Source organism: Streptomyces sp. NPDC060209 (assembly GCF_042728155.1).
Lineage (GTDB): Bacteria > Actinomycetota > Actinomycetes > Streptomycetales > Streptomycetaceae > Streptomyces.
Genome location: NZ_JBHWZS010000333.1, coordinates 1 through 9,346, shown reverse-complemented (window position 1 = coordinate 9,346; position 9,346 = coordinate 1). Strand labels below are relative to the sequence as shown.

12 protein-coding genes are annotated in these 9,346 nt (G+C 69.1%); 5 read left to right on the top strand and 7 right to left on the bottom strand.

Features of this window, described 5'->3' with window-relative positions:
• The first annotated feature begins 69 nt into the window (after positions 1-69).
• The gene (locus ACFWFI_RS37120) at positions 70-669 is read left to right on the top strand and encodes a TetR/AcrR family transcriptional regulator (RefSeq protein WP_387399238.1); all 600 of its coding nucleotides are present in this window, start codon (positions 70-72) and stop codon (positions 667-669) included.
• 42 nt (positions 670-711) lie between these two features.
• Here the strand turns inward: ACFWFI_RS37120 and ACFWFI_RS37115 are convergent, their stop codons facing one another.
• Positions 712-1,458: an SDR family oxidoreductase gene (locus ACFWFI_RS37115; RefSeq protein ID WP_387399236.1), complete on the bottom strand. Its 747-nt coding sequence runs from the start codon at positions 1,456-1,458 to the stop codon at positions 712-714.
• A 212-nt stretch (positions 1,459-1,670) separates the two neighbouring features.
• Here ACFWFI_RS37115 and ACFWFI_RS37110 point away from each other — a divergent pair, with 212 nt between their 5' ends.
• The gene (locus tag ACFWFI_RS37110) at positions 1,671-2,201 is read left to right on the top strand and encodes a pyridoxamine 5'-phosphate oxidase family protein (protein ID WP_387399234.1); all 531 of its coding nucleotides are present in this window, start codon (positions 1,671-1,673) and stop codon (positions 2,199-2,201) included.
• A 69-nt stretch (positions 2,202-2,270) separates the two neighbouring features.
• Here ACFWFI_RS37110 and ACFWFI_RS37105 read toward each other — a convergent pair whose 3' ends face one another.
• Together ACFWFI_RS37105 and ACFWFI_RS37100 are read right to left on the bottom strand one after the other, a co-directional pair.
• Entirely contained in the window at positions 2,271-2,483 is a 213-nt protein-coding gene (locus tag ACFWFI_RS37105) for an alpha/beta fold hydrolase (RefSeq protein WP_387399239.1), read from the bottom strand.
• Positions 2,484-2,723: 240 nt separating this feature from the next.
• The gene (locus ACFWFI_RS37100; protein WP_387399232.1) at positions 2,724-3,620 is read right to left on the bottom strand and encodes an RNA polymerase sigma-70 factor; all 897 of its coding nucleotides are present in this window, start codon (positions 3,618-3,620) and stop codon (positions 2,724-2,726) included.
• A 131-nt stretch (positions 3,621-3,751) separates the two neighbouring features.
• On the opposite strand from ACFWFI_RS37100, the gene ACFWFI_RS37095 reads away from it, so the two are divergent.
• On the top strand, positions 3,752-4,135 hold the full coding sequence (locus ACFWFI_RS37095) for a VOC family protein (protein ID WP_387399229.1): 384 nt from the start codon (positions 3,752-3,754) through the stop codon (positions 4,133-4,135).
• A 50-nt stretch (positions 4,136-4,185) separates the two neighbouring features.
• Here the strand turns inward: ACFWFI_RS37095 and ACFWFI_RS37090 are convergent, their stop codons facing one another.
• From ACFWFI_RS37090 to ACFWFI_RS37075, 4 genes are all read right to left on the bottom strand, one after another.
• Positions 4,186-4,950, bottom strand: coding sequence for an SDR family NAD(P)-dependent oxidoreductase (locus tag ACFWFI_RS37090; protein ID WP_387399226.1), 765 nt, complete (start codon positions 4,948-4,950; stop codon positions 4,186-4,188).
• Between the two features lie 103 nt (positions 4,951-5,053).
• Entirely contained in the window at positions 5,054-5,527 is a 474-nt protein-coding gene (locus tag ACFWFI_RS37085; protein ID WP_387399223.1) for a carboxymuconolactone decarboxylase family protein, read from the bottom strand.
• Between the two features lie 505 nt (positions 5,528-6,032).
• A complete protein-coding gene (locus ACFWFI_RS37080; RefSeq protein WP_387399221.1) occupies positions 6,033-6,770 on the bottom strand; it encodes an SDR family oxidoreductase in 738 nt (245 codons plus the stop codon).
• 210 nt (positions 6,771-6,980) lie between these two features.
• Complete coding sequence (locus ACFWFI_RS37075) at positions 6,981-7,697, bottom strand: DinB family protein (protein WP_387399219.1); 717 nt, start codon at positions 7,695-7,697, stop codon at positions 6,981-6,983.
• 453 nt (positions 7,698-8,150) lie between these two features.
• Between ACFWFI_RS37075 and ACFWFI_RS37070 the strand changes: the two genes are divergently transcribed.
• Together ACFWFI_RS37070 and ACFWFI_RS37065 are read left to right on the top strand one after the other, a co-directional pair.
• Positions 8,151-8,651, top strand: coding sequence for a cupin domain-containing protein (locus tag ACFWFI_RS37070; protein WP_387399217.1), 501 nt, complete (start codon positions 8,151-8,153; stop codon positions 8,649-8,651).
• Positions 8,652-8,845: 194 nt separating this feature from the next.
• On the top strand, positions 8,846-9,289 hold the full coding sequence (locus tag ACFWFI_RS37065) for an SRPBCC family protein (RefSeq protein WP_387399215.1): 444 nt from the start codon (positions 8,846-8,848) through the stop codon (positions 9,287-9,289).
• Positions 9,290-9,346 lie beyond the last annotated feature (57 nt).

Here is a 9,346-nt window from a genome sequence, read left to right as displayed (position 1 = left end):
CACTTTAGTGGGCGCATGCCCACTGGGCAACGGGTGTTGGGCGGAGTGACGCCATGAGAGGAGCTGAGAGTGCCGACCGGGGTGCACCTTCGAGACGCGCGGCAGCAGTTGTTCGACGCTGCGGAACGGGTGCTTCTGCGGGACGGGCCGAACGGGCTGACCAGCCGGGCCGTCACCGACGAGGCGGGCTGCGCCAAAGGCGTGATGCACCGGTACTTCGCCGACTTCGACGCCTTCCTCACCGACCTCGTGCTCGAACGGGCCGCTCAGCTAGAGAAGCAGGCGGCCGCCCTGCGAGAGTCCGCCGGCACGGGCACGGTGGCGGACAACCTCACCAGCGCACTGGCCACCTTGTTCGGTCCGGTTCCGGTGGCGATCATCCCGCTCATCACCTTCCGGGACGAGCTGCGCACACGGCTCCGGCAAACCAGGCCGGGAGGCGGGATCGCGATCCTCGCCGAGGCCACGACCGCCATTGCCTCCTATCTGGCCGACGAGCGTGAACTGGGCCGCATCGCGGCCGACACCGACATCGATTCCCTCACCCTCTCCCTGGTCGGTGGCGGGCATCTCCTGTTCGCGGACCGCGACGCGGGCCCGACGGCCACGGCGGTCGTCAGCAAGCTCGTGTCGGCGGTCATCGCCGACGCCGTGCAACGACGACCGTGAAGGGCCCCGGACTTCGGTGAACGGCATGCTGCACCGCGGGGCCTACGGCTGCTGCGCGAGCCAGTCGGCGAACCGGGTCTCGGTGATGTGCGCGTCCGGACCCGGCAGGAGAGTGGTCTCCTGGAGCTCTGCACCGAAGTACCGGGCGTGCACGTCCGTGACCACCGTGCGGGGGTCGTCACTGGCCGCGAGCCCTTCGCGGATGAGCTGGTCGAGCGGGAATTGGTCGGGTCCGGCGACCTCCACCACCCCGTCGACGGGGGCGCCCACCGCGGTGCGGCATACGGCTGCCGCCACGTCGTCGGATCCGATGGGCCGGATCCTGACGGGGGCCAGACGCACGGTGTCGCCATCGGTGGCCGAGGCGGCGATTCCCTTCATGAACTCGAAGAACTGGGTGGCGTGGACGATCGAGTAGGGGATGCCGGACGCTTCGATCAGCTCTTCCTGCGTCAGCTTGGCGCGGAAGTACCCGCTCTCCTGGAGACGCTCGGTGCCGACGACGGACAGCGCCACATGGTGCGTCACACCGGCTTCGGCCTCCGCCTCGAGGAGGTTGGTCGTGGAGGTGCGGAAGAACTCCATCACGGCCGCGTCCTCGAACGAGGGGGAGTTGGAAACGTCCACCACGACCGCCGCGCCCATCAGGACGTCGGTCAGGCCCTCACCCGTGAGAGTGTTGACGCCGGTTCCGGGCGCCGCAGCGACCGCCTCGTGCCCGTGCTTGCCGAGTTCGGAGACCAGCTTCGAGCCGATGAGCCCGGTTCCCCCGATCACTACGACCTTCATGACGAGTTCCTTCCTGGGGTCTTCACGGTGCGGCGCGCACACTGCGGTGAGCTGCTCACCGACACCTGCCGCGTTCCGTCTGTACAAGGAGAGACAAGGCAGCGGCTCTACTTGTGACAGCAACGGCCGCATGAGGTGAAACGGCCGAGATCTCGCCGGTGGTACGGCCCACGGTCGAAGCGGCTCAGGCCGGGGGAGCCGGAGGAGCGCGGATGGGATACTCGACCATGCCTGTGACCAACCCGTGGCTGGCCGGCCCCTCGCCGAAGAGACGTCTCGATCGAGAGCGTCTGGAAGAGCGGATACTCAACCTGCTGTCGTCGCAGAACATGTGTGTGCTCGCGACAGCCGGACCCGAAGGGCCGCTCGCGACGCCCGTGCGGTACTTCCATCTGGACTTCGCGGTGATGTTCAGCGCGGCCGCGCGGTCGCCGAAGATGAGGAACCTCGGCGCCGACCCCAGGGTGTCGGTGGGGATCTTCGCTCCGCTGGTCGGACAGGCCAGCAGCCGAGGCGCTCAGCTCTTCGGGCGGGCTCGCGTGCTGTCCGAGGACGACCCCGACGTCGAGCACTACCGGCCGGCATTCCGCTGGCAGTCCGACCACGTCGAGCGGTCGCGTTCACTGGACGAACCACCTTCTGGGCCGCTGGTTGTCATCGAGGCCGAGCGAATCGTCTACACCGAGCACTGGCTGCGGCGTGAAGGCTTCGCACCGCGTCAGGTCTGGGCCAGGGCGGGCTGATGATCCCACCCCGGGCCACTTGCCGCCCCACCCCGGGCGGCTGGAGGCGCACTTCGCCGGCCAGGGCGTTCATCGTCTCCGCGCTCGTACGCCCCCCGCGAGGACCAGCCCTCGCAGCAGCTCCGGGTGGCGCCTCGCGAACTCCAACGAGGCGTATCCGCCGAGTGAGTGCCCGACGACCAGAGCCGGCCCGTGGTCCAGCGCGTCCACCGCGGAAGCGATGATCTCCGTCGCCGCGTCCAGGCTCCAGGATTGGGCGGAGCGGGCGCCGTGGCCTGGCAGGGCGACGGCGTCAACCGAGAAGTCCCCTTGAAGCGAAGCGAGTTGTGGGCTCCACTGCCCGCGCTGAAACGTGTCCCGTGAACGAGGACGATGGGCGGCGCGTCCGCTGCCGTCATAGGTCCCCCAGATCAGAGCTCTCCTCGGACCGACTCCACCGGCGGGCCGGCCCCGGCGCTGAGACGCGCAGACGCCCGGCCTCCGGGGACGCCCGGACCGGCCAACTGCGGGTGAGGGCCGGGTTCACCCGTCCAGCGAAGCCACGTAGGGGGACAGCTTGGCGGGATTCATGACCCACATGATGTGTTCGATACCCCGGGCCGACACATCGACGGACAGGAGCGCCACTGCTGTGCCTTCGGCCGAGACGAGGACAGCCGGCCTGCCGTTGGCCTCGACCCAGCGAACATCCGCCCGAGGCCAGAAACGCGGGGCGAAGGCCGCGAGGTACCTGGAGACCTGCGGACGCCCGATGACCGGAATCCTGGATGCCCCACGCACACCTCCGCCGTCGGAGTGGCTGACGACATCCGCCGTGAGTACGTCTTCGAGCGCCGACAGACTGCCCGTCTGCGCCGCGGCGAGGAACACTTCCAGCAGCCGCCGGTGGGCGTCGGAGCTGACCGGCTCCCTGCGTTCCGCGGACAGATGCTTCCGCGCACGGCTCACCAGCTGACGCGTATTGGCCTCGCTCGTCTCCAGGATGTCCGCGATGCGCTTGTACGGGTAGTCGAAGGCCTCCCTCAGGACGTAGGCAGCCCGCTCGACGGGGTTCAGCTTCTCCAGGAGGAAGAGAACGGCCAGATCGAGCGCCTCCGCCCGTTCCGCGCCCAGCTGCGGATCCGCACTCGTGTCGACGGGCTCAGGAAGCCAGGACCCCGTGTAGGACTCGCGGCGAACTCTCGCGGACTGGGCGAGGTTGATGGCCAGGCGGGCCGTGACGGTGGCCAGGAAGGCCGCCGGTTCGTGGATCCTGGCGCGGTCGGTCTTCTGCCACCGCAGCCACGCCTCCTGGACGATGTCCTCGGCTTCCACGGCACTGCCGAGCACGCGGTACGCGATGCCGAAGAGCTGAGGACGTGCTCCCATGAAATCCCTGGTTGCCCGGTCGAGGGAGTCCGGTTCGTTCCCGGCGCGCATACGTGTCCTCCAGCTCTGGATCACCATGCTACAAGCCGCCGCAGGACGCCCGCCGCGATGCGCGTCGATGCCTGGTGACGTTCACGCCTGTGCAGGAACACACGACGTCCCCCGGACGTAAACTGTCGGGCATGGCATGCCGCATCAGTGAGCTGGTCATCGACGTCGCGGACCCCGACCGGCTCGCCGCGTTCTGGAGCAAGGTCCTCGGCTACGTCGAAATCGGCCGGGAGGACGACGGAAGCATCGAGATCGGGCCGCCCGACGCCGGTTTCGGAGGCCCGCAGCCCACGCTCGTCCTCAGCCCCAGCAGCGACCCGCGGACCGAAAAGCTCCGGCTGCACATCGACGTCAACGCCACCGACCGCGACCAGGACGCCGAGCTGGAGCGGCTGCTCGCTCTCGGGGCCACACCCGTCGACGTCGGCCAGACCGGGACCGAGAGCTGGCACGTCCTGGCCGACCCGGAAGGCAACGAATTCTGCCTTCTGCGCACTCGGCTCAAGCCCCTCTGACCACGTGCGTCCGGGCTCCGCACCTCCGGACCCAGGGGCTGCCCACCGCATCAGACGAGTTCGAGACCGCCGTCGATCGTCAGTACCTGACCGGTGACGGGCGCGCCGAGGGGATCGGCGATGCGCAGGATCCAGTCCGCGATGTCCTTCGGGTCGCCGAGGCGGCCGGTCGGGATGCGCTCGCGTTCTTGCTGCCGAATCCCGTCGATGGTGTCCTGGGACAGACCCGCGGCGGCCAGGACATCCGTCTCCGTGGGGCCGGGGGCGATGGCGTTCACCCGTACGCCCTCCGATGCGAGCTCGAGTGCCCAGCTCCGTGTCAGTTGCTCCAGTGCGCTCTTGGTGGCGGCGTAGTGCGCCCCTCCGGGCAGAGGGCGGTGGCCGTAGGTGCTCGAGACGTTGACGATGGAACCCGAGGTGTCACGCAGGTGCGGCAGAGCCGCGTGGGCGAGCATGCTCGGAGCCGTCACGTTGAGGTCGAACAGGCCGGTGACCACGGCCCGGTCCGTCTCCGCCAGGGGCATCAGAGCAGTGGTTCCGGCGTTGTTCACGAGCAGGTCGAGTCGGCCCCACCGCTTCACAGCGGTGTCGACGACTGTGTCCGCGGCGCCTTCCTCGCAGATGTCGAGCGGCAGGATCGCGATGCCGGAGTGGGAGCGAGCGGTCTCCTCCAGGGCGTTCTTGCGGCGACCTACTCCGAGGACGTGTGCGCCCGCTTCGGCCAGGGCGATCGACGTGGCACGACCGATGCCGGATCCGGCCCCGGTGACGACGGCGACGCGGTCCGTGAAGTGCGGAAGGTCGGTGAGGGGCATGTGCTGGTCCTTCTGTTCGATGTTCCCGCGCCGGTGATCCGTCTCCCGCCGCGTCGGGGAGCGGCGTGGAGGCGGACCGTGCCGACCGGGGGACAGACGCAGGTCAGCCGAACTGGCCGGGCTGGTAGTCCCCGGCGGGCTGCTGGTTGATGACGTTGATCCGGTTGTAGGCGTTGATGACGGCGATGAGGGAGATCAGGGCGACCAACTGGTCCTCGTCGAAGTGCTTGGCGGCGTTCGCCCATGCCTCATCGGTGACACCACCTGCCGCGTCGGCGATGCGGGTGCCCTGTTCCGCGAGCTCCAGGGCGGCGCGCTCCGCCTCCGTGAACGCCTTGGCCTCACGCCAGGCCGCGACCAGGTTGAGGCGCTGCACGGTTTCCCCCGCGTGCGCGGCGTCCTTGGTGTGCATGTCGGTGCAGAATCCGCACCCGTTGATCTGGCTGGCGCGAATCTTCACCAGTTCCTGGATCACGGCCGGAAGTGTCGAGTCCGACACCACCTTGCCGGCCGAGTTGATGTGCTTCAGCACCTTGCCCCCGAGGGAGTGGCCGAAGTAGTTGAGACGTGATTCCACGATGGTCTCCTAGCCGATTTGCGGTTACACACCAATGACCGGGATGACCCGGTGAAATGTGACAGGAGGTGCGTGTGACGTGAATCTCATCCCGGTGTCGGCGGCGGTGGCCTGCCGCAGCACGGCATCCGGCGTCGGCCGAGGAGCCGGCACGCCCCAGCCTGAGTAAGCCCTTGCGGATCGAGGGCGTACTCACGCAGGGGCGTGTGTGCTGCGGCCGCCGGCGGAGCCGATTGCACGAGGTCGGCCGGACGCAGTGCCGCTGGTGGCCCCGGTCACCACCGCCACCCGCCCGGCGAGTGGACGACCGGGTTCGGCGGCGGGAGCGGAACATGTGGATTCGGTCGAGGCCGATGCAGAGGAGGAGGTCATGTCCCAACCGCGGGGCGTGCCGGCGACTCCTTCCAGGCAGCCCTCACCGGGGGCCCTCAGCCCAGGAGTGCCACGACCCCCCTCGGGGGATGGGGTCGCCGTACGGCAACCGCCCCCGCAGGCCGGCGGAACACTAGTGTGACGCCAGCCAGTCCGCGTAGCGGGTGGGGGCGAGCGAGGCATCGTCCTTGCCCGTGAGGACGTCTCCGCGGACGACCGCGAACATCCCGGCGGTGTCGTCCGTGGTGACGGTACGGCTGTCCGATCGGGCCGCGAGAGTGATCCGGCCGAGTTCGTCGAGAGTGAAGACCTCGGGTCCTGCGATGTTGTGGATCCCCTGCAGGGGAGTGGCTGCGGCGGCTACGGCGACCGCGTCGGCGACGTCCTGGGCGGCGATCGGCTGGATCGGGGTGGCGGGCAGCCGGACGGTGTCGCCGTCGGCCGTCCAGCTCAGAATCGCGTCGACGAACTCCATGAACTGCGTGGCGCGGACGATGGAGTACGGGATCGTTCCCGCTGCGAGAATCTCTTCCTGGAGTGCCTTGGCGCGGTAGTAGTCCAGTTCGGGCACCTGGTCCACGCCGACGATGGACAGCACGACGAAGTGCCGCACCGCGGCCTTCCGGCCGGCGTCCAGCAGGTTGTCCATCGACTGTCGGAAGAAGACCGGTGCGGCCTCGTCGAAGGTCGGGGAGTTCGTCAGGTTGACGATGACGTCGGCGCCGGCGACCGCCTGGTCCAGTCCCTCGCCGGTCACGACGTCCACGCCCGTCGACTTCGAGTGGGGCACCGCCTCGTGTCCGTCGGCGTCCAGCTTCTTTACGACCTTCGATCCGATCAGCCCCGTACCGCCGATCACCGCGAACTTCATGAAAGGCCCTTCCGCCGAGGGACGCCCTCGTCCCCGTTGCAGCTCACCGATCCACTGAAGCACGCACACCTTCGGACCGCACACGCTCACGCCCCGTCCGTCCTGTCCACGCAGGAAGGACACGAGCTGAAGGTTCGCAAGGCTCTGGGTGCCCTGCACCGCGGTGAACACCAGAAGCCGCCGTTGGGCACCCTCGGGGCGTGCCGGCGGCTACCCGGGTGCGGTGAAGCTTCCCCGCCGCAGGTCGCGGAGCAACGAGATCTCGGCCATGTGGTGGATGAATTCGAGGTTGGCACCCGCCAGCACCGCGATGAAGGGGTCGTCGGGATCGGAGCCGTACGGGTACTGCGAGAAACCGACCGTGTCGAGCTGCTCCTCGGTGACGGCGGCCACGCTGTCGCGCCAGCGGTCGATCAGCGCCCAGAACCGATCGAGTGCCAAGGCGGCGGAGGGGGTGAAATCGACCAGCAGCTTCGGTTCCCGCCGTTCGCCGAAGGTCCACTCCCATTGGCCCGCGAAGCAGGAGTGCAGGTGCCCGAGCCGCCACGCGATCGTGGTCACCGGAGTCTCGTCGGGCTCCGGCTCACCGGTGTGGGCGAGGACCTGCTCGACCCGCTCGACGCTCACGCTCCAGTCATCGGCGATCTTGGAGACCGTCATGCCTCCGGCGGCCTGCCGGGCGACCTCGGCGTACTCGTTGGCCGGGATGTCCGGCGAGCCCTTGTCGATCACCCACTCGCCAGGCCCGTACGCCCTGGGCGTCGCGGCCCCGCCCCGGCGCCGGATCGACCAGCAACCGGCCACCGGCTCCCACAAGTACTCATCGTCGCCGAGCCCCGTCAGCCGCACCTGGGCCATCTCCCTGGCCTGGTCGAACTGGCCGAGCAGCAAGCCCAGACGATCGGTCCGCGTACCCTCGGTATCCATTCCTGGCTCCCTCTGCCGCCGCGTCCCGCACCTCACCGTGCTCCGAGGGAAGTTAACGGCTCAGGCAACAGGGCGCGACCGCTTTTCCCCGGTCACGCCTGCCCGGGGAAGCCGCGGTTCGCCGCCGTCGATTCCTTGCGGCCGACCGCGCACGCGTCCCGCCGGTGGTGCCGTGCCGGCGGCGCTACGGAATGCGGCGACGAACCGTCCCACTCCAGGAGGCGACGACCGCGGTCGTAACGGCGCTCGTGCGGGTGCTACGGAGCGGGCAGCGCGCCCGGAGTGCGTCGGGTAACACCGGTTCGGTGCACCGGTGTTCGTGGCAGGCGGTGCGAACTCGAAGCACACCACGCGAACTTGATGGGAACGGCTCGTGGGCGGCCTGATTGGCCCAGGATCCTCGTGCCCAAATGGCTCTGGGTACTGGGCATGTGCGGTCATAAAATCGTGTCCATGACCGAGAACACGATCACCTCGTCCCTGCCGGTGCTCACGCGTCACGCCGACGCCGAGACCTGCGTCGACCCGAGCAGCACGATGCGCCTGCTCGGCGAGGGCCGCCACACGGAAGGCGGCTTCACGAGCTACCGGTCCACCTTCGCCGAGGGGGCGGTGGGGGCGCCGGCCCACTTCCACACCAAGGCGACCGAGCTGTTCTTCGTGATCGGCGGATCCCTGCGCGTGCTGGTGGGCGACGAGGTGACTGTCCTGCGGGACGGCGACTTCCTGGCGGTCCCGCCCCACATCCCGCACGCATTCGCCGCCGCCCCGGGCTGCACCGCGGACGTCCTGTTCGTGTTCGACCGCGCCATGGACCGCTTCGCGTACCTGCGTCTGCTCGGCAGGGTCATGAGGGGTGAGGCGGACCCGAAGGAGATCGCCGAATCCGCCGAGCGATTCGACAACCACTACGTGGAAAGTGCTGTCTGGCGCGCCGCGCTGGAAGCCTCGTGAGCGACGGCGGAGCCCGGCGGCAGGCGAGGCGCGACCGCGTCGAGTCGCGGACCGAGGCCCTCTGACCGTGTGTACTGCCGAGCGCCGCCGGGTGACGGCCGGCGGGGCCGAAGGCGGAGGGGCATGCGTGCGCTGCCGCCTATCGGGTAGTCGGCAGCGCAAGGCGTAACCGAGCAAAGAAGGGGTTGTTCTCCATGTCCTCCTCCCTCGTCGAAACCGTCGACATCAAGGCGCCGGTCAGCGTCACCTGGGCTCTGTGGAGCGATGTGACGCAATGGCCGAAGTTCCTGAGCCACGTGCGGCGGGTCGATCCGATGGATGAGCGCCGGTTCTCCTGGCAGTTGTCCCTGCCGGGCGCCGACAAGGGCTTCGTCGCGGAGCTCACCGAGGTCGTCCCGCAGGACCGGATCGCCTGGAAGACGATCGAGGGTGTACATCACGCGGGCGTGGTCACCTTCCACCGGCTCGACGACACCTCCAGCCGGGTCGCCCTGCAGATCGAGTACGACCCCAGCGGCTTCGTGGAACACCTCGGAGCCCTGACCAATCTGGACTCGGCGCTGGCCAACTACGACCTGGGTGAGTTCCAGAAGCTGGCCGAGTCCACGGCGGCGGGCGACGGTCCCCGGGGCCTGTGAACACGGCCCGTGCACCGGGGGCGGAGCCCCCGCGGACGGCAACCGCCCGTGCGGCAC

Excerpts from the sequence above, each read along its gene's own strand:
- ACFWFI_RS37110 (WP_387399234.1), top strand. The coding sequence starts at position 1,671 with ATGGGATACTCGACCATGCCTGTGACCAACCCGTGGCTGGCCGGCCCC.
- ACFWFI_RS37080 (WP_387399221.1), bottom strand. The coding sequence starts at position 6,770 with ATGAAGTTCGCGGTGATCGGCGGTACGGGGCTGATCGGATCGAAGGTC.
- ACFWFI_RS37100 (WP_387399232.1), bottom strand. The coding sequence starts at position 3,620 with ATGCGCGCCGGGAACGAACCGGACTCCCTCGACCGGGCAACCAGGGAT.
- ACFWFI_RS37095 (WP_387399229.1), top strand. The coding sequence starts at position 3,752 with ATGGCATGCCGCATCAGTGAGCTGGTCATCGACGTCGCGGACCCCGAC.
- ACFWFI_RS37115 (WP_387399236.1), bottom strand. The coding sequence starts at position 1,458 with ATGAAGGTCGTAGTGATCGGGGGAACCGGGCTCATCGGCTCGAAGCTG.
- ACFWFI_RS37070 (WP_387399217.1), top strand. The coding sequence starts at position 8,151 with ATGACCGAGAACACGATCACCTCGTCCCTGCCGGTGCTCACGCGTCAC.
- ACFWFI_RS37075 (WP_387399219.1), bottom strand. The coding sequence starts at position 7,697 with ATGGATACCGAGGGTACGCGGACCGATCGTCTGGGCTTGCTGCTCGGC.
- ACFWFI_RS37090 (WP_387399226.1), bottom strand. The coding sequence starts at position 4,950 with ATGCCCCTCACCGACCTTCCGCACTTCACGGACCGCGTCGCCGTCGTC.
- ACFWFI_RS37065 (WP_387399215.1), top strand. The coding sequence starts at position 8,846 with ATGTCCTCCTCCCTCGTCGAAACCGTCGACATCAAGGCGCCGGTCAGC.